The following is a 24022-nucleotide window of genomic DNA, read 5'->3' as shown; positions in this document are numbered from 1 at the left end:
TGTCTGGTGGCGGGCTCGGGGGTGGGGGTCAGGGGGTGTAGCCGTGGGTGACGATGCGGTGGGCTATCGCGGCGTAGGCCTCGGGGTCGGTGGGGGTGAGGGTGGCCAGGCCGTCGACGTAGCGGTTGACCATGCAGAAGGTGGCGGCGATCAGCACGACGTCGTGGATCTCCAGGTCGGTGGCGCCTTCGCCGCGTGCCGCCTCGACCAGCTCGGCGGTCACCTTCCGGCCGTCCTGCTGCACGGCGGCGGCGATGCGCAACAGCGCGCGCAGCTTGCCGGAGATCGGAGCGTGCTCCAGGTCGGCCCGGACCTGCTCGACCAGCGTCATCCCGCCGTCCAGCTGGGCCGCGGCTGTCGCCGAGTGCCCCGACGAGCAGAAGTCGCACTCGTTCAGGCCGGAGACGTAGGCGGCGACCAGCTCGCGCTCGCCCCGGCTCAGCGGGTGCGGCTCGGCGCGCAGCAGCACCTCGACCAGCGTGTTGAGCGGCCGGGCCGTCTCCGGCCGGAACCGCATCAGGCCGGTGACGCCGGGGAATCGCTGCTCGTCGACGCCGAGGTCGATGTGCGCCATGGAGTCACACTCCGGTCAGGTCTCGGGCGGGTGGCTGCCCCGCACCCTGCCACAGCCGCGTCACGTCCGCTGCCCGGCCGCCGGCCCCTCTCGTCCCGAGCCTCGCCGGGCGATAAACGGTTCGACAAAGTGGATCGTCGGGTCGATGGTGGGCGTCGTGGAGCAGGAGCAGATCTGGGACGCCGATGCCGCCCAGCGCTATGACACGCCGGGCGACGGGATGTTCTCGCCCGAAATCCTCGGGCCGACAGTGGACCGGCTCGCCGAACTCGCCGGCGACGGGCGAGCCCTCGAGTTCGCCATCGGCACCGGACGGGTGGCCGTTCCGCTCGCCGAGCGCGGCGTTCCGGTCACCGGCATCGAGCTGTCACGTCCGATGATCGAGCAGCTGCGCTCGAAGGTCGACGAGGCGACGATCCCGGTGGTCGTCGGCGACATGGCGACCGCCTCCGCCCCGGGTGACTACTCCGTCGTCTACCTCGTCTACAACACCATCTCCAACCTGCTCACACAGGATGAACAGGTCGAGTGCTTCCGCAACGCCGCCCGCCACCTCACGCCCGGCGGCCGGTTCGTTATCGAGCTGTGGGTGCCGGAGCTGCGCAAGCTCCCGCCCGGCCAACCGGCGGTGGTCTGGCACAGCGATCCCGGCTACATCGGCCTGGACACCTACGACACGCTGCGCCAGCACGCAGTGTCGCACCACTTCCGGTTCGACGAGAGCCGGCAGGCTCGACTCACCCGCAGCCCGCACCGCTACATCTGGCCGGCCGAACTCGACCTGATGGCCCAACTGGCCGGGTTCCAGCTGGAATCCCGGCACGCCGACTGGACCGGGGCCGAGTTCACGGCGGACTCGCGCTCGCACGTCTCCGTCTACCGGCTCCCGCCAGAGCACTGACGCGCTCGCCGGCTCCCGCCAGAGCAGTGACGCGCTCGCCGGCGGGAGCGGGCTGTCGACGGGTGCCGACAGGGATCCCTCGACCAGGCCACCGACCAACCGCCTGTCTCTGCCGTGACGAGGACGGACTCAGGTCAGGGCCTCGATGGGGGCCGTCGTGACCAGATCCTGCACCGCCTGGGCGAGCTGCGTATCAAGCGTGATGAAGGCATCGGCCTGGAGTTGGGTCAGGGCGACGTACTCGGCGGTGAGCGTGTCGGGCCAGCCGAGCTGATCGGCGATCCTCCAGGCGACGCTCTGCAGGACGCGATCACCGAGCAGCCGGACCCGTAGCCCTCGCACGTAGTCGAGCGCGCGGTCGGCGTCCTTTCTGGACATCTCGTCGCGCCGCACAGCCTGATACAGCAACGACAGCAACTGCGAACGGAGCAGCGCCGGCGCCACGATCTGGTGCTCGGCGGAGATCACTGCTTCGTCCCGGGCCAGTCGAAGGGCGACCTCCGGCCCGGTCACATACCTGGTCAACGTGACGACCTCCTCTGCCGTACGGAGCCGCTCTGCCTCCTGCGTCAGCTCACCGTTGTTGTCGGGCAGCCTCGGCGTCAGCGGGCGGGCTCGACCGTACGACAGGTTCCGCGCCGAAGTCGCGGTCGCGGCGGCGCCGAGCGCGGATGGCGCGTACCGCGATGAACACGGCAGTGGCCGCGGCGGCGAACCAGACGGTGAGCCGGACCGGTCCCGCCACCAGGCTCTCCTGCGGCGGTGGTAGGACAACCATGTTGGCGGCAGCCCCGACAGGAACGACCAGCGCTGCGAAAGCTCCGACCGGGCCGGGACGCCGAATGGTGGCTCCGACCGCCCCGAGGGGCGGTCCCAACGCCACGCTGCCGACCAGCCAGAACCGCGTCACCCACCCCCACCCGAAGTCGCCGGTGAACAGCAGTTCCCCGCAGTAGTAGACGGCCGTGGCGGCGACCAGCGCGACGCAACCCGAGAGTGCCCCGACGAGCAACCCCATCGTCGGTCGCAGATTGCTGCTCACCAACCAGCCGGCGACCACGGCCACGGCAGCCCATGCCCAACCGGAATCGAGAATCAGGCTGGCGAACTCCGCGGTCTGCGACCAGCCGCCACGGTCTGCGCGTGCCTCACCCACCTCGCCCAACAGGTTGGGCACGCTATTGACGACCGAGGCGCTGGCGCCCAACGCTGGCCCGACGGACACAGCGGCCGCTGTCCACCGGGTCGATCGCATTCGCTCATGCTAGGGGCCTACCGACAGCCACATTCTGCGGTCTGCGGCCACGCCCCGTAGCGATCGGATCGCGGCAGATCGGGACGTCTGCGCGTCCCCTCTGGCTGGAGCGAACTTGTCCTATCCCTGTGCTCTCATCCCGTCATGCATGTCGTCGTCACAGGCGCACTCGTTGAAAACGGCGCGGTCCTGCTCGTACACCGCAGGCCGACCAAACGGGCATACCCAGATGTCTGGGATCTGCCCGGGGGACAAGTCGAGGCGGGTGAGTCGGAACTACAAGCCCTCGCACGTGAGATGCACGAGGAGCTCGGTGTCCACATAGTGGCGGAGTCCGCTTCACGGTTGGGCGTCTTGCATGACGGCAGTGGTGAGGACGCCATTCACGTGGGCGTCTGGCAGATCGGAGACTGGGTTGGCTCTCCCACCAACCGTGCACCTGACGAGCATGACGACATCGGATGGGTCGGGATCAGCGAGCTGGGCGACCTTCCCCTCGTACATGGCGTCTTGGCGGCAATGGTTCGTTCTCTGCCCGAGTTTGAGTGCGCCCGCAGGCACTCAGATGTGACCGACCGTAACCAGGACGACCGAGGAACCAAGGCCGACTGTCGTGCGTGTGCTGGGACGGATTCGTCAAGCATCAGGTCGGACTAGACACGCACATCAACTGTCGGATCACACCGCTGCCGGTTCTCGGCCGACCGCTTCCGGGTGAGGGTTACCCCGGCGAGGACCAGGGCGATGCCGGCCGCGATCGCAGTGGTGATGACCTCGTGGGGACGAGGCCGCGAAGCACCTCTCCGGGTGACCTGGCTGTACGGGAGGCGTGGTGATCGACGGAGCCGGGCGCGCCGAGCTGCTGACCTGCGGCGGTGGTGGTGCGCCCGGCAGGATTCGAACCTGCGGCCTTGGGATTAGAAGTCCCCTGCTCTATCCGCTGAGCTACGGGCGCGCGCGTGGGTGTTGCGCCAAGAGGGTACCGCCGTCGTCCGGCGGATCGACGCAACGGGTGTCGGCCGGTGCCGCCGATCAGGTTCGCACGGACCACGGTCGGTGGGCATCGGGTTTCCCGCTCATCCGGTCGCTCGGGACCGATCGTGACCAGCGCCGGGACTGCGGGAGCCGGATCCGGCCACCCGGCGGGACCGCCGGGTGAGACCACGTACCCTCGGCCACGTGCTGCTTGATCCCGACGCCGAGAACGACGTGGCCTACGAGCTCTGCCAGATCGTCGGCCGGGCCATCCTGCCGTACCGTCGCACCGGCGAGGCCGACGACGGCGGCGACGGCACGGCGGTGCTCTTCCGGGACGCGACCGGGGAGTACCTGCTGACGGCCGACGCGCTGGCCGGCGTGGCGCCGGGCGAGATCGGTCTGCGGGCGAGCGTCACCGAGCCCGCCGGCGTCGCCCCAACCTCGGTGCCGGTCACCCCGGGTGGGGCCGGTTGGGTCCGCCGCCCGGAGGCTGGGGTGGCCGTCCTGCCCACCGCCGACCTGCACCGGCAGGCGGGCGAGGGCGGCTGGGCGTGGCGGACCCAGGAGGTGGTCGACGCCATCGCGGCCGACGCCGAGGTGATCGCGCGACTCAGCGCGGAGCCGGGCTCGGCCTTCGTGCTCGCCCACGGCGTCCGGGAGGACGGATCGCGGCCGCTGGAGGTGGCGATCGAGCGGGTGGTCCGCGCGGACGGCGCGGTCCGGATCACCGCCGACCTGCCGCCCGGGTACGTCGGTGCGCCGGTCTTCGGCGTGCAGGCGGACGCCGACGGCGAGCTTGCCCTGCACTGCCTGGGCCTGGTGCTGCCGGGCACGGACGGCCACCCGGTGGCGACCTTCGACCGGATCCGGGCGGCCCTCCCGACGAGCGGCGACGCCTGAGCCGTCCTTCGTCCTGGCGGTCGGCGACGCCTGAGCCCCGTCGGGTCGGGGCCCACCAGGAGGCGCGGGCCGTCGGTCAGTTGCCGGGTGCCGTCGCGCCGGCCGGGTCGGCGTCCGCCGTCGGGCGCCTGCTGGCCGGCGTCGCAACGGTGGCCGGCTCGGTCGGCTGAGGTGCGGCCGACGTCGGTTCGGCCGGCGTCGGGCCGGCGCCGAGGAACGCTTCGGCCCAGCGGCCGACCTCGGTGAAGACCTTCTCCCGTACGGCCGGGCCGGAGAGGGTGAGGTCGTGCATGCCGCCGTCGAAGCGGGCCAGGGTCACGTGTCGGCCGAGGCGGGGCGCGTAGCGGACCATGTGCTCGACGTCCAGGACGGCGTCGGCCAGCCCGGCCGACTCGTGCCACCGCTTGCCCTTGAACGACCGGGTCGAGCAGGCGAGCAGCACCGGCACCGGGATCTCCAGCCCGGCCCGCAGTTGCCGCTGCGCGGTCCGGATCGCGTTCAGCCAGCCGGCCCGGACGGGGAACCCGGCGAGCGGCTTCCAGGCCAGGTCGTAGCTCCACTCGCCGCGGTGGTCGGCGTGGATGCTCTCGCCGTACACCGTGCCCAGGCCGAATGGGATGACCCGCTGCGGCGCTCGGCGGCCCAGCCGGGAGACGGCGGCCGCGAGGGGGCGTCGCACGGCCCAGGGGGCGTTGAGGTCGAAGAACGGGCTGTTGAGGAAGATGCCGTCGACCACACCGGCGTCGCGTCGGGCGTGGGCCCAGAGCGAGATGATCAGCCCACCGGTGCTGTGCCCCATGGCGAGCAGGGTGTCGTGCCCGTGGTCGGTACGGATGATCTCCGCTGCGGCGTCCAGCTCGGGAAAGTAGTCGGCGAGGTCGCGGCAGAAGTTCGGGGTCTGGTGGGCGAGCAGGCTGCGGCCGTACTTGCGCAGGTCGAGGGCGTAGAAGTCCCAGCCCCGCTCGGCGTAGAAGTCGGCCAGGTGGGTCTGGAAGAAATAGTCCACGAAGCCGTGCACGTAGAGCACGGCCCGCCCGGTGGGGCGCTCGGCGCGCCGCCGGACCAGGGTGGCGACCACCCGCCCCTCGTCGTCGGTGCCCAGGTCGATCGTCTGCCGCTCGTAGGGCGGCCCCAGCACGTCCGGTTCCACGAACGCGACGGTACGCCGGCAAGCTACCGGGCGGTAGCCCTCACGGCCGCCGGCGCCATGGCCCCCGTCCGGCCGCACCTGGCGGCGGGGGCCATGGGCGTACGGCTCAGGCGGTCTCGGCGTCCGCGCGCTCCGGGTCGGCGGTGGCCGGCTCGGCCGCCGGCTGCCCCATTTCGCGTACGTGCTTGTTGTGCCGCGGCTCCTGCCGGGTCTTCGCGTCGTTCAGCCGCCGGCGCAGGTCGTCGCGGGCGTCGTTGAGCGCGGCTCGCAGGTCCTCCTCGCCGGAGGTGGTGACGATCTTCTGCCGGCCCGCGATCCAGCACTCCAGGGTGACCTTCTGCCCGCGGGCTTCCCGGTCCTTGACCGACACCTCCAGCTCGGTGGCGTCGGCGTGGAACGCGGCCAGCCGGGCGTCCAGCGTGGCGAACTGCTCCACGATCCAGTTCCGGTCGCCCTGGGAGAACCCGGCGCCGACCCGCAGACACTCCGCCACGGTGGCCGGGTTGGTCACGGCGCTCATCGCTGCACCCGACCAGGGACGCGGATCGGGCCGGTGGTGGTCGTCATCATGGGCGGTGCCCCCCTTGCTCGGTGTTGCGGTTGATCAAATCCATACCCAGTCCTCGCGGATCTGGAACCGCCACCGCGGGCCTAGCAGATGTGAGCTTGATCAGGGCGTTCTCCACAGGTGGCCCGCGCCGTCCACAGGCCGGCGGGCGACGGTGGCGCGGGGCCACCGGGGCGGGCCAGGCTCGGCCCGAGTCGACTCGCGATGGCAAGCCCCGGATCCCCTGGAGGGACGATGTTCGACACCTACGTCACGATCGTGGGCAATGTTCTGACCACGCCCGAGTGGCGACGCACCACCCAGAGCAACACCCTGGTGGCCAACTTCAAGGTCGCCTCGACCGCCCGCCGGCTCGACCGCGACAGCGGCCGGTGGGTCGACGGCAACAGCCTGCGGGTCCGCGTGAACTGCTGGCGGAAGCTCGCCGAGGGGGTGGCCGCCTCGGTGATGGTCGGCGACCCGGTGGTGGTCTGCGGCCGGCTCTACACCCGGGACTGGACCGACGACGCCGGCAACCACCGTACCCTCTACGAGCTGGAGGCGGTGGCCGTCGGCCACGACCTGTCCCGCGGCCGGGCCCGGTTCCTGCGCAACCGCCCGAGCATGACGACCAGCACCGTCGAGGACGCCGAGGCGGAGAGCCGGGTGCACGGCGAGCCGACCGAGCCGGTGCCGCACGGGCAGGCCCCGGCGCTGCCCGACGACCGTCCGCTCGACGAAGACTTCGAGCTGCCGGACTTCGGCGCCGCTCGCACCGGCCACGACCCTGCCGTCCGGGCCACCCTCGACGAGCCGGTCGGCTTCGCCGGCCTGAACGGCGACGAGGACCCGTTCGCCAGTGCAGCGGGGGAGCGGGCGGCCGTGGGGGAGGAGCGGTCGACCGGCGGTGACGACCTGGCGGGCGGCACCGACGAGCTGGGGCCGCTGCCCGGCGAACCCGACGGCGGGGACGGCGAGTTGGACCCGGAGCCCGACGAGTCCCCGGTGAGCGCCGCGACGGGCGGGCGCGGCCGCCGAGGCCGAGGGCGGGTGCCGCAGCCGGTGTGACCGGCCCGGCGACCGGCGCGACGGGGGTGGGGTGGCGACGGCACCGCTGGCGTCACCCCGCGTGCCGGCGGGGTGCGGCCGGGCTAATCCGCGCAGCTACCTCGTCTAGGCTGGCCGGCCGGAGGTGGTACGCGTGCGGCAGGCGGCGCCAGTGGCGAACGCGGCGGGACTCGTGGCGGGGTACGCGCTGGACAGGCTGCTCGGCGACCCGCGTCGCTGGCACCCGGTGGCCGGCTTCGGCCGGGTCGCCGGCGACCTGGAACGGCGGATGTACCGGCCGGACCGATCGGCCGGTGCCGCGTTCACCGCGCTGGCTGTGGGCATGCCGGTGCTACTCGGCGCGGCCGCCACGGTGGCCACCCGACGTCGGCCGCTCGCCCGGGCGGCGCTGGTCGCGGCCGGGACCTGGACGGTCCTGGGCGGCCGGACGCTGCGCCACGAGGCCGAGGTGATGGGCCGGACGCTGCGCGCCGGCGATCTGCCTGCCGCGCGGCAGCGGCTCGGCCACCTCTGTGGGCGGGACCCGTCGACCCTGGACGAGCCGGAACTGGCCCGAGCCACCGTGGAGTCGGTCGCCGAGAACACCTCAGACGCGGTGGTCGCCCCGCTGCTCTGGGGCGCGGTCGGGGGCCTGCCCGGCCTGCTCGGCTACCGGGCGGCGAACACCCTCGACGCGATGATCGGGCACCGCTCGCCGCGCTACGCCCGGTTCGGCACCCCGGCCGCCCGCCTGGACGACCTGCTCAACCTGGTGCCGGCCCGGCTGACCGGGCTGCTGACCGTCGCGCTCGCGCCGATCGCGCACGGCGACCGGGACCGTGCCTGGCGGGTGTGGCGGCGTGACCGCAACGACCACCCGAGCCCGAACGCCGGCCAGTGCGAGGCGGCGATGGCCGGCGCGCTCGGCGTCCGGCTCGGTGGGCGCAACGTCTACTTCGGGCGGTCCGAGGTGCGGCCGTTCCTCGGCGACGGCCCCCGTCCGCAGGCCCGGCACCTGAAGCGGGCCGCCCGCCTCTCCGGGGCCGTCGGGTTGGCCGCCCTGGCCGTGGCGGCCAGCTACCCGCTGACCGCCGGGCGCCTGGTGAACGCCGTCGGTCGCCGGGTCGCGGCAACCTCGGGTGGCGCCCGGAGCGCGGCCGTTCGCGGCGGTGTCCGGGGTCTGCTGGGTTCCGGCGGTGTCCGGGGCGCGGTGGTCACGGACGGGGTCCGGGCGGCGGCGGTCGGGCGAGGGCGGGACCGGTGAGCGGCGGGCTGCTGGTCGCCGGCACCACGTCCGACGCCGGCAAGAGCGTGCTCACCGCCGGCATCTGTCGGTGGCTGCACCGGCAGGGCGTGAAGGTCGCCCCGTTCAAGGCACAGAACATGTCGAACAACTCGGCGGTGGTGGTCGGGCCGGACGGGCGAGGCGGCGAGATCGGCCGGGCGCAGGCGATGCAGGCCGCCGCCTGCGGGCTCGCCCCCGACCTGCGCTTCAACCCGGTGCTGCTCAAGCCCGGCAGTGACCTGGCCAGCCAGGTGGTGCTGCTCGGCGAGGCGGTCGACACCGTCACCGCCGGCAACTTCCGCGAGCTGCGGCCCCGGCTGGCGCACACCGCCTACGCGGCGCTGGCCGAGCTGCGGGCGACGTACGACGTGGTGATCTGCGAGGGCGCCGGCAGCCCCGCCGAGATCAACCTGCGCGCCGGCGACTACGTGAACATGGGCCTGGCCCGGCACGCCGGCCTGCCCGCCATCGTGGTCGGCGACATCGACCGTGGCGGCGTCTTCGCGTCGATGTTCGGCACGGTGGCGCTGCTCGACCCTGCCGACCAGGCGCTGATCGCCGGCTTCGTGATCAACAAGTTCCGTGGTGACCTCGGCCTGCTCCGGCCCGGGTTGGACATGCTGCACCAGGTCACCGGCCGACCGACGTACGGGGTGCTGCCCTGGGCGTTGGATCTCTGGCTCGACGCCGAGGACTCGCTCGCGTACGGGCGGGTGCTCGGTCGCCCGGCCGCCCCGCACGGCCCCGAGTGGTTGGACGTCGCGGTGGTCCGGCTGCCCCGGATCAGCAACGCCACCGACGTCGAGGCGCTCGCGACCGAGCCCGGGGTCCGGGTGCGGCTCACCGTCGAGCCGGCCGAACTGGCCGCCGCCGACCTGGTCGTCCTGCCCGGGTCCAAGTCGACCGTGGCCGACCTCGCCTGGCTGCGGGAGACCGGCCTCGCCGACGCGGTCACCGCCCACGTCGCGGCCGGCAAGCCGCTGCTCGGCATCTGCGGCGGCTTCCAGATGCTCGCCAGGGCGATCCACGACCCGGTGGAGAGCCGGCAGGGCAGCGTCCCCGGCCTGGGCCTGTTGCCCATCGAGATCACCTTCGACCCGCGCAAGACCGTCAGGCAGTCGGTGGGCAGCGTCGGCGGCGATGTACCGGTCAGCGGCTACGAGATCCACCACGGGTACGTCTCAACGGCCGACCCGGCGCTGACCCCGCTGCTTCACAACGCGGACGGCAGCGGTGAGGGCGCGGTGCTCGGCGCGGTGCACGGCACCCACTGGCACGGGGCGTTCGAGTCCGACGGGTTCCGCCGGCGGTTCCTCACCGAGGCGGCCCGGCTGGCGGGCCGGCACGGCTTCCGGGTCGCGCCGGACACCGTCTTCGCGGCCGCCCGCGAACGCTCCCTCGACCTGCTCGGCGACCTGGTCGAGGAGCACCTGGACACCGACGCCCTCTGGCGCCTCGTCGAAACCGGCCCGCCCTCCGGCCTCCCCTTCATCCCCCCGGGCGCCCCACCCCCCTGACCGGCACCCCAAGCCCAGACCACGCTCGCCGGGCACGGTCGATCATGCAGTTGTGGTGGTGGACGAAAGTCGCCACTGCGGACAAAGCTGGCACCACAACTGCATGATCGACGCCGCAGGGCGGGACGGGAGAGGGGCGCGGCGGGGCAGGGGCAGGGGCGGGGCAGGGGCAGGGGCAGGGGCAGGGGCGGGGCGGGGTGGGTCAGGGGCGGACGTCGGCGGGGTGGTCTGCTAGGGGCAGGCCGGCGGCCACCCAGGCCTCGACCCCGCCGATCATGTCAGTGGCCCGGCGCAGCCCCAGTGTCTGCAGGCTCGCGGCGGCGAGGCTCGAGCTGTAGCCGTGCTGGCACGCCACCACGATCTCCCGGTCGTACCCGGTGGCCTCGGGGATGCGCCAGCTGCTGGCCGGGTCGAGCCGCCACTCCAGCACCGTGCGTTCGATGACGATCGCGCCCGGCAGGTCGCCGTGTTCGCGGCGCTGCCGTTCGGTACGGGTGTCGACCAGCAACGCGCCGCCGCGCACCGCCTCGACGGTCTCCTGCGGGGACAACCGGCGCAGCCCGGAACGGGCCTGCTCCAGCAGGGCCTCGACACCGGGGCTCATCACGTCACGCAGCACCTCCCGATCATGCCCAGCCGGCCGCCGGCCCGGCGGGCAAACGGATGCGTGCCCGCCGGTGGGGGACACGAATCCCCCGGACGTGATCGGCGGCGCCGGCCGGGCGCCCGAAACGAGGGCGCCCGACGGGCGGCGGGCCGGCGGTCGGCTGCCGTGGGCAGCTGGTCGACCGTCCAGGCCAGCCGGTCAGCCGACCGGTTGGGCGGCGACCGCGAGGGCGGCGACGGCGGCCCGGGCGAACGCCTCGGGGGCGTCCAGCATCACGTTGTGACCGGCGTCCGGAACGGTGACCACGGTGACTCCGGCGGCGGTCAGGTCGTCCGCGCCAACCACCGGACCGCTCCGCTCGCCCTGCACGAACGTCCGCGGCATCGGCAGGTGCTCCAGCATGTGTCGCATGGTGGGCCGACTCCCGGCCCTCAGTCCCAGCGCGGTGCGGTGCAGCGCGACCGGATCGGCGAGCCGCATGGTGGCCGCCCAGTGTGGTCCGACCCGGTCGAGGGTCCGGGCGTGGCCGGTGGCGAGGAACTCGTCCTCGGTGTAGCTGGCGATGCCGCTGCTGCCGGCGGTCGGCGGCGGGTTCGGGTCGAGGTTGGCCTCGACCAGCACCAGCCTGCGGACCAGGTCGGGCCGGTGGTGGGCGAGCACGATGGCCACCGCACCGCCCATGCTGTGTGCGATCACGTCCGCGGCCCGGACGCCGGCCGCGTCGAGCGCCCGGGCCAGCGCCGTCGCGTGTTCGTCGAGTGTGTAGCCGAACGCCGCCGGCCGGTCGCTGAGGCCGAAGCCCAGCAGGTCCACGAAGAGCGACCGGTGGCCGGCCAGCTCCGGCCGGGTGGCCACCGGAACGAAGTAGGGCGCCGACATCGCACCGAGCCCGTGCACGTAAACCCGAGCCGGCTCGCTGCCGGAGGTCTCCACCCATCGCATCTGCGCCCCGTCCGGGCCCACCGTCGCTGTTTGCATGCCGGAGACCATACCTCCGTACCGAGGTATATCGTCAAGAGGGCATAATGACGGTGTGCTCGAACTCGCCATCCTTGGTTTCCTGGCCGACCAGCCGCTGCACGGCTACCACCTGAAACGGCGGATCGCCCAGCTCACCGGGCACATCCGGCCGATTGCCGACGGCACGCTCTATCCCGCGGTCAAGCGGTTGGAGCGCGCCGGCCTCCTGACCCGCCGCGCCGAGCCGGGCACCCGAGCGGCGCCCCGACAGATGCTGGTCCTGACCGACCAGGGCCGGGCCGAGCTGAACCGCCGGCTGCGCGAACCGGACGAGCTGGAGGTCAGCGACGAGAACCGCTGGTTCGTCCTGCTCGCGTTCCTCCGCCACCTCGACGAGCCGGCCGCCCGAGACCACGTGCTCCGCCGTCGGCTGGCCTTCCTCCGTACCCCGAGCAGCTTCTTCTACGACGGCGACCGCCCGGTGCGGGCCGAGGAGCTGACCGACCCCTACCGTCGCGGGCTGCTCACCATCGCCCGAGCCACCAGCCGGGCGGAACTGGCTTGGCTCGGCGAGATGCTGGGCGAACCGGTGGAGCCGGCGTGACACCGGAAGCCGGCCGTCCAGATCCGGCTACCGGGTCGGCGGGCGGCCGGGTCGGGGAGACCGCCGTGCCGGTCGCGGTCGTCGAGCCGTACGCCGAGTTGGCCGGACGGGTGCTGGCCGGGCCGGCCCGGTTGGGGCGTACCCGACTGGTCGCGGTGGACGGGCCGAGCGGCGCGGGCAAGAGCCGGTTCGCGGCGCACCTCGCGGACGCCCTCGCCCTGCTCGGCGGCGACCGGCCGCCGGTGCTGCACACCGACGACCTGCTCGACGGCTGGGACGACCAGCTCACCTTCTGGTCACGGCTGGAGGAATCGGTGCTGGGCCCGCTGCGCGCCGGGCGACCCGGGGCCTACCGCCGCTACAGCTGGGTGCGGCGGAGCTTCCTGCCGGACGCGGTGCCGGTGCCGGTAGGCCCGGTGCTCGTCGTCGAGGGGGTGAGCGCGGCCCGGGCGGCGGCCCGACCGGAGCTCACTCTGGCCGTCTTCGTCACCGCGCCGGCACCGCTGCGGCTGGCCCGTGCGGTCGCCCGGGACGGACCGGAGATCCTGCCCGAGCTGCGCCGCTGGCACGCCGGGGAGGCGGCACACTTCGCCACCGACGGTACGGCGGAGCACGCCCACCTGGTGGTCGACGGCGCACCGGGGCTGCCGCACGACCGCACCCGCTACTACGTGCGCATCCGCTGACCGGGCCGACCCCGCCCGGTAAGGCCGGCATACGATGCCGGTCATGACCACACCGATCATGTCCGAGTCCGAGATCCGGGCCGCCGTCGAGCGGGAGCTGCCCGGGGTCCGCGCCGACCTGGAACGCCTCGTCCGCATCCCCGGCATCGCGTTCGAGGGCTTCGACCACTCGCACGTGGAGCGCTCCGCCGAGGCGGTGGCCGAGCTGCTGCGCGGTTGCGGGTTGGACGTCACGATCGCGCGCTCCGGGGGGCAGCCGGCGGTGATCGGAAAGAAGGCGGCCCCGCCCGGGGCGCCGACGGTGCTGCTCTACGCCCACCACGACGTCCAGCCGGTGGGTGACCTGTCGCTGTGGGAGTCCGACCCGTTCGAGCCGGTGGAGCGGGACGGTCGGCTCTACGGCCGGGGCGCGGCCGACGACAAGGCCGGCATCATGGCGCACGTGGCGGCGCTGCGGGCCTTCGGCGACCGGCTGCCGGTCGGCGTGGTCCTGTTCATCGAGGGCGAGGAGGAGTACGGCTCCGACTCGCTGGAGCAGTTGCTCGACGAGCACCGCGACCAGATCGCCTCGGACGTCATCGTGATCGCCGACTCCGGCAACTGGGACATCGGCGTGCCGGCGCTGACCACCTCGCTGCGCGGCATCGTGAACTGCTTCGTCGAGGTCCGCACGCTGGACCACGCGGTGCACAGCGGGATGTTCGGCGGCGCCGTCCCGGACGCGTTGACCACGCTGGTCCGGCTGCTCGCCACCCTGCACACCGACGCCGGTGACGTCGCGGTCGAGGGCCTGGTGGGACGGGAGGGCGCCACCGTCGACTACCCGGAGGAGCGGGTCCGCGCCGAGGCCGGGCTGGCCGACGGGGTCTCCTTCATCGGGACCGGCCGGATCACCGACCGGCTCTGGACCAAGCCCGCCCTGGCCGTGCTCGGCATCGACGCGCCGGCCACCGGCGAGGCGCCGAACGCGCTGGTCCCTGCCGCGAAGGCCAAGCTCAGCGTCCGACTCGCTCCGGGCGACGACCCGAAGCGGGCGTACGAGGCGCTCCGCGGCCACCTGGAGAAGCACGCGCCGTGGGGCGCCCAGGTCACGGTCACCTTCGAGCACGACGGCGACCCCTGCGTCATCGACGCGTCCGGGCCGATGTTCGACGCCGCCCGTTCGGCCTTCCGGACCGCCTGGGACGGCACCGACCCGGTCGACATCGGCGTGGGCGGCTCGATCCCGTTCATCGCCACCTTCCAGGAGATGTTCCCGCAGGCCGCGATCCTGGTGACCGGGGTGGAGGACCCGCACGCCCGGGCGCACGGGCCGAACGAGAGCCTGCACCTGGGCGAGTTCGCCCGGGTCTGCCTGGCCGAGGCGCTGCTGCTGGGCAACGTGGCCGCGGCGGGCACGGACCGGAGTTAGGTGTCGGAACCGTAACGTCCCGGTCGATTTGGGAGTTTGCGGCGTGTCGCATCCGCAGCTGATATAGGGTTTCGAACATGAGTACGAACGAGGTGATGGCCCGGTTGCAGGCCGCCGTCAGCGCTCTGGGGGACGTAGACGTCTCCGCGTGGCCCGAGGACACGCTCAAGGAACAGCTCGGTGAGCTCTCCGCCGCGCTGGTCACGCTCGACTCGCTGCTCAGCCGGGTCGCCGACGAGGTTCGCGGCCGCGGGCTGCGGATCGAGGAGCCGGTCTCGGCCTGAGCCGGGCCACGCCGTTCGCCGGGCACGGCAATGCCCGGGTGGTGTCGGAGGTGGCTGGCAGGATGAACCCCGTGCGGTTCCTCGATCTGGCAGCCACCTCCGCCGCCGTGGCGGCCACCAGCGGCCGACGGGCCAAGGTGGAGCTGCTGGCCGGCGCGCTGCGGGCGCTCGACCCGGCCGAAGTGCCGGCCGGCGCGGGCTGGCTCGCCGGCGAGCTGCGCCAACGGCAGACCGGGGTCGGCTACGCGAGCCTGCGCGACCTGCCGCCGCCGGCCGCCGAGCCGACGCTGACCGTGGCCGCCGTCGACGCGGCGATCGACGAGATCGCCGCGGTGCACGGCGCGGGCTCCCAGGCCCGCCGCCGGGCCCTGCTCGGCGCGCTCTACGCCGCCGTCACTGCCGACGAGCAGCGGCTGCTGACCGGCCTGTTCAGCGGCGAGCTGCGCCAGGGCGCGCAGGCCGGGCTGCTGGCCGACGCGATCGCCCGGGCGGCCGACGTGCCGGCGGCGGCGGTCCGCCGGGCCCTGCTGCTCGCCGGCGACCTGCGGGCGGTCGCGGTGGCCGCGCTCGACGGCGGCGCCGCCGCGCTGGCCGGGTTCGGCCTGCGGGTGGGGCGTCCGCTCGCCCCGATGCTGGCGCAGAGCGCGCCCTCGGTCGACGAGGCGCTCGCCGCGACCGGCACGCCCGCGGTGGTCGACGTGAAGCTCGACGGCATCCGGATCCAGGTGCACCGCTCCGGCCAGGACATCGCGGTCTTCACCCGCAGCCTCGACGAGATCACCGCCCGGGTGCCCGAGGTGGTTGCCGCGGTTCGCGCCCTGCCCGCTCGGGAGTTGGTGCTCGACGGCGAGGCGATCGGGCTCGACGAGACCGGCCGGCCGCTGCCGTTCCAGCAGACGTCGAGCCGGGCCGCCCGGCGCACCACGCCGAGCACCACCGGCCGCGCACCGGTCGCCCCGGCGGTGCTCGCCGCCGCCGAGACCACCGGCCAGGCGGTGCTGACGCCCTACTTCTTCGACCTGCTGCACCTCGACGGCGATGATCTGATCGACCTGCCCGGCCGGGAGCGGTGGGCCGCGCTGGCCGGCGCGGTCGACGAGTCGCTGCTGGTCGGGCGGATCGAGGTCGACGGGCCGGAGCAGGCGGGGGCGGCGTTCGCCGCCGCGGTCGACGCCGGTCAGGAGGGGGTCGTGGTGAAGGCGCCCGAGGCGCCCTACGACGCCGGCCGGCGCGGCGGCGCCTGGGTCAAGGTCAAGCCTCGGCACACCCTCGACCTGGTGGTGCTCGCCGTCGAGTGGGGCAGCGGCCGACGCCAGGGCTGGCTCTCCAACCTGCACCTGGGCGCCCGCGACCCGCGCACGGGCGACTTCGTCATGCTGGGAAAGACGTTCAAGGGCCTCACCGACGATCTGCTGCGCTGGCAGACCGAGCGCTTCCTCGAGCTGGCCGTCGAGCGGGGCGACTGGGTCGTCCGGGTCCGCCCCGAGCAGGTCGTCGAGATCGCCTTCGACGGCGTGCAGACCAGTTCGCGCTATCCGGGCGGGGTGGCGCTGCGCTTCGCCCGGGTGGTGCGCTACCGCAGCGACAAGACGGCCGCCGAGGCGGACACCATCGACGCCGTCCGGGCCATCCACGCCGGCCGGGTCACCGACTGACCGCTCAGCCGGCCCACCGACTGAGCGGTGGGACAGCGCACCGGTTACCGGGCCGGGCCGGTCAGGCCGGTGCGCTCGGGGTCGGCTCGGCGGCCCGGTCGAGCGGCCGCGCGTCGGTGCCGCTTCCGCGACGGGCCTCCCGGCGGGCCGCCCAGCCGTAGCCGACGATCGTCATCCCGGCGAAGAGCCACCACTGCACGACGTAGCCGAGGTTCTGCCAGTTGTTGGCGTGCCCCACCGGCACCGCGACGAACGTCGGGTCGGCCGCCGGGGTCTGCTCGTCGAGCAGCAGATACGCGCCGTAGACCGGGTAGGGCAGCTCGCCGGCGAGCCGGGGAACCCCGATCCGCCGAGTCTCCAGCCGGCCGTCGCGCCGGTTGACCGTGGTCGCGCCGCTCTCGGTCTCGTGCACCCGGCCGACCACCGTCACGTCACCGGACGGGGCGGCGGGCACCTGCGGCTGGGCGGTAGCCGCTCCGCCCGGTGCCGGCGGGATCCAGCCGCGGTCCACCAGCACGGCGGTGCCGTCGCTGAGCACCAGCGGGGTGAGCACCTCGAAACCGACCTTGCTGTCCGCCGTACGGCCGCGGACCAGGACGGTGTTTGTCGAGTCGTAACGCCCGGTGACGGTGACCCGGGTCCAGACCTTCTCCTCGGCCGGGCCCGGTCCGGCGGTGCCGGGGCCACCGGCCGGCGCGGCCAGCGCGTTGTGCAGCGGCACCGGCGACATCCGCAAACCGGCGTCGATCCGTTCGTTGACCTCGGTGCGTCCCCGGTAGCGGTCCAACTGCCAGTTGCCCAGCCACACCATCACCGCCGCCGCGACCAGGGTCAACGCGAGGATGCCCAGCCAGCGTGGGCTCAGCAGGAACCGGTACACAGCCACGAGGCTACTCGTATGACCGGGGCCACTCTCCGCGACCGGCCGCTGCGCCCACCGCGACAGTCCCCGCTGCGGCGTTCACCCGTCGGGCCGGACCGGTATCGTCACCGGGCGGACCGCTCCCACGGTCCTCAGCCGCGTACCCCCGCCGCCGACGAGGAGTCGATGATGACCGTCGTGCCGCGCCTGGTGTTCAGCGCGCCGTCCTCCGGGCACGGCAAGAACGCGCTGGCGATCGGGCTGCTCGCCGCGCTCGCCGACCGCGAGGTCCAGGTCGCCGGGTTCAAGATCGGGCCGGACCAGGTCGACGCCGCCTACCTCGGGCTCGCCGCGGGCCGGCCGGGTCGAACCCTCGACCCCCGGCTGGCCGGCGCCGACCGGCTCGCCCCGCTGCTCGCTCACGGTGCCGACGGCGCCGGGCTGGCCGTGGTGCAGGGCAGCATGGGCCTCTACGACAGTGTCACCGGTCGCCCGGACCAGGACTCGACGGCGGCGGTGGCCGCCGCGCTGCGCAGCCCGGTGGTGCTCGCCGTCGACGTCGCCGCGATGGGCCAGTCGGCAGCCGCCCTGGTGCACGGCTTCCGCTCCTTCGACGAGCAGCTCTGGCTCGGCGGGGTGATCCTCACCCGGGTCGCCTCGTCCCGCCACGAGGCGATGCTCCGCGAGGCGCTCGACGACATCAACGTGCCGGTCTACGGCGCCCTGCGCCGCCAGGACCTCCCCCCGGTGCTCCCGGCCCGGCGGCACGGCGTGGTGCCGGTGATCGGTGGCTCCGCCGAGGCGGCCCGTGCGGTGCGCCGGCTGGGCGAGGCGGTCGCCGCCACGGTCGACGTGGAGCGCCTGCTCGGGCTGGCCCGCTCCGCCCCGCCGCTGCCGGCGACTCCCTGGTCGGCGCAGGACGCGTTGGGCGCCCCGGCGGCCCCGGCGAACCGTCCTGTGGTCGCGCTGGCCGGTGGGCCGGGCGGCAGCTACAGCCCGCCGGAGACCACCGAACTGCTCCGCGCGGCCGGCGCCGAGGTGGTCACGTTCGACCCGCTGCGCGACGAGGCGTTGCCCCCGGGCACCCGCGCGCTGGTCGTGGGTGGCGCGCTGTCCGAGGCGTACGCGGAGCAGCTGTCGGCCAACCGGAAGCTCTGCATCGCGGTGGCCGAGCTGGCCCGCACCGGGCGTCCGGTGGTGGCCGAGGGGACCGGCCTGCTCTGGTTGGCCCGCGAGTTGGACGGGCTGCCGATGTGCGGCGTGCTGGACGCGGTCGGCGCCAGCCGGGACGGCTTGGTGGTCGGCTACCGGGAGGCGACGGCCCACACCGAGAGCGTGGTCGCCGCGCAGGGCACGGTGCTGGTCGGCCACAAGGAGCACCGGGCCGTGCTCACCCCGCGGGCCGGTCAGCGGCCGGCGTGGAGCTGGGCCGGTGGCACGCCGGAGGGCTTCGTCTGGCGCAACGTGCACGCCTCCCAGCTCACCCTGCACTGGGCGGGTCACCCGGAGACCGCCACCCGGGTGGTCGCGGCGGCGCTCGCCGACCCGGCGCCCGAGGCGGTGCCGGCGCAGCCCGGCGGGGTGCCGGCGTGATCGGTCAGGTCGCGGTACGCCGCTTCCCGACGTTGACCGTCTCCACCCCGCGTACCGAGGTGCGACAGCTGGTGGCGGCGGACGCGACGGCGGCCGGGGCGATCATGGCCGACCGGCTGACCCGGCGCTGGCTGCCGCTCGCCGACGACTCCGGCCCGATCGACGGTCATGCCTGGTGCACCGACCTGGCCCGGCAGCGCCGCGACAGCGGCGACGGCGACCACTACGGGGTGATCCGGCGAGAGGACGCCGAGCTGGTGGGTTGTCTCTGGACCCGCCGCACCGATTGGGGCGCCCGGCTCACCGAGATCTCCTACGCGATCGCGCCGCAGGCCCGCGGCTTCGGGCTGGCCGCCGAGGCGGTCGACGCGGTGGCCATCGCGCTGATCCTGGAGCACGGTTTCCAGCGGGTCGAGCTGCGGGTGGCGCCGGGCAACACCGCGTCCCGCCGGGTGGCCGAGAAGGCCGGCTTCAGCTACGAGGGGCTGCTGCGCAACGCCGGCTACGTGCGGGGCGCCCGGGTAGACCTCGAACTCTGGTCCTTCGTAGCCGCCGACCTCCACTAACCCACCCCACCCCACCCCGGTCTCGGGCGTGATCAAGAGGTCTGCGTCAGGAACCGGCCGGTTCCTGACGCAGACCTCTTGATCAACCGAGCTGGGCGGGTGGGTGGTGGGTCAGCCGACTATGGCGTCGGAGGGTGGGGTGAACTGGCGGGTGGGTTGGCCTTTGAGGCCGTCGCGGAGGGTCTCGGAGACCGCGGCGATCGGGATCTGGGACTGTCCGTCACCGACCGCGTTGAACGGGTTGTCCGGATCGGAGATGAAACTCGCGGCGGCCAGCTCCGGGGTGTAACCGACGAACCAGGCGGACCGGGTGCTGTCCGTGGTACCGGTCTTGCCGGCCACCGGCCGCCCGACGGTGCCCCGGACGCTGTCCGCCGTCGACCAGCCGCCGCAACCGCCCCGGGCCGGGGTGTCCCCGGTCGGGCAGCGGGCCGCGTCGGTGGCGGCACGCGCCGCGTCGGCGCTGACCACCTGCCGGCAGCGCGGCTTGGCGACCTCCCGTTGGATGCCGGAGGCGGTGGCGTACGTCGTCGGTGTGCCGTCCCGGTTCATGATCGCCTGCACCGGGATCGCCTCGCAGTACCGGCCGTCGGCGGCGATCGCGGCGTACGCGTTCGCCATCTCCAGCGGTGTGGCGTCGGAGACGCCCAGGGTGAACGCGCCCCACTTCTTCACCTTCCCCGGTGAGGCCTGATCCCGGTCGACGTCGGTGCGCCAGCGCAGCCCGAGCTGCTCGGCCAGCCGGACACCCGCCTCGGCGCCGATCTGCTCCTCCAGCCAGACGAAGTAGGTGTTGACCGACTTGCCGAACCCGGACCACATGGTCTGCTGACCGCTCATCGCCCCACTCGCGTTGGACGGCGCCCAGTTGTCGAAGACCTTCGACTGGTAGCGGTACGGGGCGTTGAACGAGGTGGAGAGGGTCATCCCCGAGTTGAGCGCGGCCAGCATCGGGAACATCTTGAACGTCGATCCGGCCTGGTAGCCCGGTAGGTCACCGCCGCCGAGCAGCGGGGCCACCGTGTTCGGGTAGTTCGCCTTGATGTTCGGCCCGGCCTCCGGGTTGGAGCTCTGCGGGTTCTCGCTCAGGTCCAGCGAGTACGTCCGGTTCACCGCCATCGCCTTCACCCGCCCGGTGCCGGGCTCGGAGACCACGATGCCGTTGGCGAACGGACTGCCGGTGTTCTCCTTGGCGCCGACGTTCTTCTCCGCCGCGTCCTGGATCTTCGGGTCGATGCTGAGCACGATCCGGTAGCCGCCGCGGCGCAGCTTGTCCATCCGTTCCAGCCGGTTCTCCCCGAACGCCGGCTGCGCGCTCCACCAGTTCTTCAGGTAGTCGCAGGCGAAGCCCCAGCTGTTGTACTTCTCCGGGATCGAGGCGCAGTCGTTCGGCGGGTCGGTCAGCTTCAGCCGGATCGGCTCCGCCTTGGCCGTCGCGGCGGCGTCCGGCGAGAGGTAGCCGAGCTGCGTCATCCGGTCCAGCACGTAGTTGCGCCGGGCGGTGGCGTCCTTCTGGTCCGACGACGCGGGGTCGTACTCGCTGGGCGACTTGACCAGGCCGGCGAGGGTGGCCGCCTCGACCGGGCTGAGGTCCTTCGGGGTCTTGGAGAAGAAGATCTCGCTGGCCGCGTAGATGCCGTACGCGCGGTGCCCGAAGTACGCGGAGTTCAGGTAGCGCTCGAGGATGTCCTCCTTGCTGAGCTCCTTCTCCAGGTCCAGCGCCATCCGCATCTCTTTGATCTTGCGCAGGCTGGTCTGCTGGGTGGCCTCCTGGACCTCCGTCGGGGTCTTCGCGCTGTCCCGCAACGCCATCCGGACGTACTGCATGGTCAGCGTGGACGCGCCCTGGGACACCCCGCTGGAGCGGGCGTTGGCGACGAAGGCCCGGGCCACGCCCTTCGGGTCCACGCCCCGGTGCTGGTAGAAGCGCGAGTCCTCGGCCGCCACGATGGCCTGCTGGATGTTCGGCGACATGTCCGACAGCTTGGTGTACTGCCGGTACTCCTCGTAGAACATCGTCAGCACGGTCTTGCCGTCTGGCGCGTACAGGTAGGACGTCTCGGCGGGTAGCGCGGTGGTCAGCAGTTTGGTCTTGTGCTCCATCGCGTGCGCGGTGGCCTTCGCGCCCAGGCCGGTGAAGGCGAAGAGCGGATAGGCGACGGCGGCGATCACGATGCCGGCTATCAGCCCGGCGCGGAGGAGAGGGACGACACGACCGGCGGCAGCAAGGGGTCGGTTGCTCACAGGGTCAAGCTATGACATTTCCGATTCGGAAATGAGAAGAATTCATAAACGGGCGTACGTCGAACGAGTCGTGACGCGTCCCACGCCGTGATCGGCTGTCCCGCACGCCGCCTTCCCGGCAGGATCGCGGGCATGCGTGGTCAGCCGAGCGGGGCACCGGCGCGCGCCGGTGACGAACCGGCGCCGGCGCCGGCGCCCGACCGCGTCCTGGAGCCGATCCCCGCCGGCGAGCCCGACCTCGCCCACCACGGGGACGCGGAGGTGGGGGACGGCCTGGTCGACCTCGCGGTCAACGTCCGCCGCGCGCCGATGCCGCCGTGGCTTGCCGGGCCGATCACCGCCAGCCTCACCGACCTGGCCCGCTACCCGGATCCGGCACCCGCCCGGGCAGCGGTCGCCGCCCGGCACCACCGCGCCCCGGACGAGGTGCTGCTCACCGCCGGTGCCGCCGAGGGCTTCGTGCTGCTCGCCCAGGCACTGCGCGGGGTCCGCCGGCCGGTGGTGGTGCACCCGCAGTTCACCGAGCCCGAGGCGGCGCTCCGGGCGGCCGGCCACCGGGTGGAACGGGTGCTGCTCGACGCGGGCGACGACTTCCACCTCGACCCCGCCCGGGTGCCCGCCGACGCCGACCTGGTGATGGTCGGCAACCCGACCAATCCCACCTCCGTTCTGCACCCGGCACGGACGCTGGCCGCGCTGGCCCGCCCGGGCCGGGTCCTGGTCGTGGACGAGGCGTTCGCCGACACCACCGTCAGCCCCGGCCACCCGGGCGAGCCGGAGTCCCTCGCCGCCCGGCGGGACCTGCCCGGCCTGCTGGTGGTGCGCAGCCTCACCAAGACCTGGGGGCTGGCCGGGCTGCGGATCGGCTACCTGCTGGGCGCGCCGGAGCTGCTGGCCCGGCTCGCCGCCGTCCAGCCGCTCTGGGCCGTCTCCACGCCCGCGCTGGCGGCCGCCGCCGCCTGCGCCACGCCGGCCGCGGTCGCAGCCGAGCGCGCGATCGCCGCGCGGCTCGCCGCCGACCGCGAGCACCTGGTCGCCCGGCTCGCCGCCCTGCCAGGGGTACGCGTCGCCGGCCGCCCCGCCAGCGCCTTCGTCCTGATCCACCTGCCCGGCGCCGCCACCGTCCGGGCCGGGCTGCGCGAGCGCGGCTGGGCGGTGCGCCGGGGGGACACCTTCCCTGGCCTCGGGCCGGACTGGCTGCGGGTGGCCGTGCGCGACCCGGCCACCACCGACGAGTTCATCCGGGTACTGGGCGAGATGCTGGAGGCATGATGCTGGAGACCACGATCGCGGCGATCGGGCCGTTGGACGAGCCGGCGATGGCCGCCGCCCGGGAGCTGCACGGCCGGCTCACCAAGCCGGCCGGTTCGCTCGGCGCCCTGGAGGAGCTGTCGGTACGCCTCGCCGGCCTGGCCGGGAACTGCCCGCCGCCGCTGCCCGAGCCGGCCGCCGTGGCGATCTTCGCCGGTGACCACGGCGTGCACGCCCAGGGGGTGACGCCCTGGCCGCAGGAGGTCACCGCGCAGATGATCGGCAACTTCCTGGCCGGCGGCGCGGTGGTCAACGCGTTCGCGCGGCAGGCCGGCGCCGCGGTCACCGTGGTCGACGTCGGGGTGGCGACCCCGATCCCCGCGGCCGCGGACGACGCCGTCGCGGCCGACGCCGCGGGCGACCGCGACGCCGAGGGGTCCGGGACGCTCGACTCGCGGGCGCCCCGGCTGGTCAGCGCCAACGTCCGGCCCGGCACCCGGGACCTCGCGGTGACCGCCGCGCTCACCCGCGACGAGGCCCGCGCCGCCGTCGAGACCGGCATCCGGGTCGCGAACGACCTCATCGCGGCGGGCGCCGGCATCCTGCTCACCGGAGACATGGGCATCGGCAACACCACCCCGGCGGCCGCGCTGATCGCCGCGTTCACCGACGCCGATCCGGCTGCGGCGACCGGTCGTGGCACCGGCGTGGACGACCCGACGTACCGGCGGAAGGTCGAGGTGGTGCGGACCGCGCTGGACCGGCACCGGCCCGACCCGGCCGACCCGCTCGGCGTGCTGGCCGCGGTCGGCGGGCTGGAGCACGCCGCACTGACCGGGCTGATCCTCGGCGCCGCCGCGCACCGGGTGCCGGTGCTGCTGGACGGGGTGATCGCGGTGTCCGCCGCGCTCGCCGCCGCGGCCTTCGCCCCGGACGCGGTGGGCGCCATGGTCGCCGGGCACCGGTCCGCCGAGCCCGGCGCCACACTGGCGCTGCGCCGGCTCGGGCTCGTCCCGCTGATCGACCTCGGTCTGCGCCTCGGCGAGGGCACCGGGGCGCTGCTCGCGCTGCCGGTGGTCACCGGCGCGGTCCGGGTGCTGCACGAGGTGGCCACCTTCGACTCGGCCGGGGTGGCCGAGAAGTGA

The 24022-nt window shown here is 73.8% G+C and carries 22 protein-coding genes, 1 tRNA gene and 2 pseudogenes; 15 read left to right on the top strand and 10 right to left on the bottom strand.

Annotation, left to right across the window (positions count from 1 at the left end):
- Positions 1–28 precede the first annotated feature (28 nt).
- Positions 29–574 carry a carboxymuconolactone decarboxylase family protein gene (locus tag ACIP9D_RS14105; protein WP_350872003.1) on the bottom strand — a complete coding sequence of 182 codons (546 nt, stop codon included), beginning with the start codon at positions 572–574 and terminating at the stop codon, positions 29–31.
- 145 nt (positions 575–719) lie between these two features.
- Between ACIP9D_RS14105 and ACIP9D_RS14100 the strand changes: the two genes are divergently transcribed.
- Complete coding sequence (locus tag ACIP9D_RS14100; RefSeq protein ID WP_350872005.1) at positions 720–1475, top strand: class I SAM-dependent methyltransferase; 756 nt, start codon at positions 720–722, stop codon at positions 1473–1475.
- A 129-nt stretch (positions 1476–1604) separates the two neighbouring features.
- Here ACIP9D_RS14100 and ACIP9D_RS14095 read toward each other — a convergent pair whose 3' ends face one another.
- Both ACIP9D_RS14095 and ACIP9D_RS14090 read right to left on the bottom strand, forming a co-directional pair.
- Positions 1605–1988, bottom strand: coding sequence for a hypothetical protein (locus ACIP9D_RS14095; protein WP_350872007.1), 384 nt, complete (start codon positions 1986–1988; stop codon positions 1605–1607).
- 61 nt (positions 1989–2049) lie between these two features.
- Entirely contained in the window at positions 2050–2652 is a 603-nt protein-coding gene (locus tag ACIP9D_RS14090) for a hypothetical protein (protein WP_350872009.1), read from the bottom strand.
- 222 nt (positions 2653–2874) lie between these two features.
- Here ACIP9D_RS14090 and ACIP9D_RS14085 point away from each other — a divergent pair, with 222 nt between their 5' ends.
- Entirely contained in the window at positions 2875–3387 is a 513-nt protein-coding gene (locus ACIP9D_RS14085; RefSeq protein ID WP_350872011.1) for an NUDIX domain-containing protein, read from the top strand.
- 222 nt (positions 3388–3609) lie between these two features.
- Here the strand turns inward: ACIP9D_RS14085 and ACIP9D_RS14080 are convergent.
- Positions 3610–3685 (bottom strand) — tRNA-Arg (locus ACIP9D_RS14080).
- Positions 3686–3909: 224 nt separating this feature from the next.
- On the opposite strand from ACIP9D_RS14080, the gene ACIP9D_RS14075 reads away from it, so the two are divergent.
- Positions 3910–4608 carry a hypothetical protein gene (locus ACIP9D_RS14075; RefSeq protein WP_350872013.1) on the top strand — a complete coding sequence of 233 codons (699 nt, stop codon included), beginning with the start codon at positions 3910–3912 and terminating at the stop codon, positions 4606–4608.
- 76 nt (positions 4609–4684) lie between these two features.
- Here the strand turns inward: ACIP9D_RS14075 and ACIP9D_RS14070 are convergent, their stop codons facing one another.
- Both ACIP9D_RS14070 and ACIP9D_RS14065 read right to left on the bottom strand, forming a co-directional pair.
- Positions 4685–5758 (bottom strand): alpha/beta hydrolase, encoded by a 1074-nt coding sequence (locus tag ACIP9D_RS14070; RefSeq protein ID WP_350872015.1) that lies wholly within the window; start codon positions 5756–5758, stop codon positions 4685–4687.
- 106 nt (positions 5759–5864) lie between these two features.
- Positions 5865–6278 carry an HPF/RaiA family ribosome-associated protein gene (locus tag ACIP9D_RS14065; RefSeq protein WP_350872016.1) on the bottom strand — a complete coding sequence of 138 codons (414 nt, stop codon included), beginning with the start codon at positions 6276–6278 and terminating at the stop codon, positions 5865–5867.
- Positions 6279–6560: 282 nt separating this feature from the next.
- Here ACIP9D_RS14065 and ACIP9D_RS14060 point away from each other — a divergent pair, with 282 nt between their 5' ends.
- The 3 genes and pseudogenes from ACIP9D_RS14060 to ACIP9D_RS14050 all read left to right on the top strand — a co-directional run bounded on the left by ACIP9D_RS14060 (position 6561) and on the right by ACIP9D_RS14050 (position 10154).
- Positions 6561–7373, top strand: coding sequence for a single-stranded DNA-binding protein (locus ACIP9D_RS14060; protein ID WP_350872018.1), 813 nt, complete (start codon positions 6561–6563; stop codon positions 7371–7373).
- 133 nt (positions 7374–7506) lie between these two features.
- Positions 7507–8532 (top strand): annotated as a pseudogene (locus ACIP9D_RS14055) (cobalamin biosynthesis protein); the annotation flags it as partial.
- A gap of 80 nt (positions 8533–8612) precedes the next feature.
- Complete coding sequence (locus ACIP9D_RS14050) at positions 8613–10154, top strand: cobyric acid synthase (RefSeq protein ID WP_350872022.1); 1542 nt, start codon at positions 8613–8615, stop codon at positions 10152–10154.
- A 202-nt stretch (positions 10155–10356) separates the two neighbouring features.
- Here ACIP9D_RS14050 and ACIP9D_RS14045 read toward each other — a convergent pair whose 3' ends face one another.
- Together ACIP9D_RS14045 and ACIP9D_RS14040 are read right to left on the bottom strand one after the other, a co-directional pair.
- A complete protein-coding gene (locus ACIP9D_RS14045; RefSeq protein WP_350872159.1) occupies positions 10357–10758 on the bottom strand; it encodes a rhodanese-like domain-containing protein in 402 nt (133 codons plus the stop codon).
- A gap of 201 nt (positions 10759–10959) precedes the next feature.
- Entirely contained in the window at positions 10960–11739 is a 780-nt protein-coding gene (locus ACIP9D_RS14040) for an alpha/beta hydrolase (protein WP_350872023.1), read from the bottom strand.
- Positions 11740–11794: 55 nt separating this feature from the next.
- On the opposite strand from ACIP9D_RS14040, the gene ACIP9D_RS14035 reads away from it, so the two are divergent.
- From ACIP9D_RS14035 to ACIP9D_RS14015, 5 genes and pseudogenes are all read left to right on the top strand, one after another.
- Positions 11795–12325 carry a PadR family transcriptional regulator gene (locus tag ACIP9D_RS14035; protein ID WP_350872025.1) on the top strand — a complete coding sequence of 177 codons (531 nt, stop codon included), beginning with the start codon at positions 11795–11797 and terminating at the stop codon, positions 12323–12325.
- Positions 12283–13077, top strand: a pseudogene (locus ACIP9D_RS14030) (uridine kinase); the annotation flags it as partial. The gene ACIP9D_RS14035 and the pseudogene ACIP9D_RS14030, both read left to right, overlap by 43 nt.
- Complete coding sequence (locus ACIP9D_RS14025; RefSeq protein ID WP_350872161.1) at positions 13070–14422, top strand: dipeptidase; 1353 nt, start codon at positions 13070–13072, stop codon at positions 14420–14422. The pseudogene ACIP9D_RS14030 and the gene ACIP9D_RS14025, both read left to right, overlap by 8 nt.
- Before the next feature lie 77 nt (positions 14423–14499).
- Complete coding sequence (locus tag ACIP9D_RS14020) at positions 14500–14706, top strand: hypothetical protein (protein WP_350872026.1); 207 nt, start codon at positions 14500–14502, stop codon at positions 14704–14706.
- 62 nt (positions 14707–14768) lie between these two features.
- Complete coding sequence (locus ACIP9D_RS14015; RefSeq protein WP_350872027.1) at positions 14769–16361, top strand: ATP-dependent DNA ligase; 1593 nt, start codon at positions 14769–14771, stop codon at positions 16359–16361.
- A gap of 61 nt (positions 16362–16422) precedes the next feature.
- Here ACIP9D_RS14015 and ACIP9D_RS14010 read toward each other — a convergent pair whose 3' ends face one another.
- Positions 16423–17247, bottom strand: a complete 825-nt coding sequence (locus ACIP9D_RS14010; protein WP_350872029.1) for an SURF1 family protein — start codon at positions 17245–17247, stop codon at positions 16423–16425.
- Between the two features lie 165 nt (positions 17248–17412).
- On the opposite strand from ACIP9D_RS14010, the gene ACIP9D_RS14005 reads away from it, so the two are divergent.
- On the top strand, positions 17413–18816 hold the full coding sequence (locus ACIP9D_RS14005; RefSeq protein WP_350872030.1) for a cobyrinate a,c-diamide synthase: 1404 nt from the start codon (positions 17413–17415) through the stop codon (positions 18814–18816).
- Positions 18813–19382, top strand: a complete 570-nt coding sequence (locus tag ACIP9D_RS14000) for a GNAT family protein (RefSeq protein ID WP_350872031.1) — start codon at positions 18813–18815, stop codon at positions 19380–19382. Before ACIP9D_RS14005 ends, ACIP9D_RS14000 begins: the two co-directional genes overlap by 4 nt.
- Before the next feature lie 111 nt (positions 19383–19493).
- Here the strand turns inward: ACIP9D_RS14000 and ACIP9D_RS13995 are convergent, their stop codons facing one another.
- Positions 19494–21626, bottom strand: a complete 2133-nt coding sequence (locus ACIP9D_RS13995) for a transglycosylase domain-containing protein (RefSeq protein ID WP_350872033.1) — start codon at positions 21624–21626, stop codon at positions 19494–19496.
- A 132-nt stretch (positions 21627–21758) separates the two neighbouring features.
- Here ACIP9D_RS13995 and cobC point away from each other — a divergent pair, with 132 nt between their 5' ends.
- Positions 21759–22898 (top strand): Rv2231c family pyridoxal phosphate-dependent protein CobC, encoded by a 1140-nt coding sequence (gene cobC, locus ACIP9D_RS13990; RefSeq protein WP_350872034.1) that lies wholly within the window; start codon positions 21759–21761, stop codon positions 22896–22898.
- Positions 22898–24022: a nicotinate-nucleotide--dimethylbenzimidazole phosphoribosyltransferase gene (gene cobT, locus ACIP9D_RS13985; protein ID WP_350872163.1), complete on the top strand. Its 1125-nt coding sequence runs from the start codon at positions 22898–22900 to the stop codon at positions 24020–24022. Before cobC ends, cobT begins: the two co-directional genes overlap by 1 nt.

It is taken from the genome of Micromonospora sp. NPDC093243 (genome assembly GCF_044753725.1).
GTDB lineage: Bacteria > Actinomycetota > Actinomycetes > Mycobacteriales > Micromonosporaceae > Micromonospora.
Note: the sequence above shows the minus strand (reverse complement) of the source record. Positions and strands in the feature narration are given on the sequence as shown.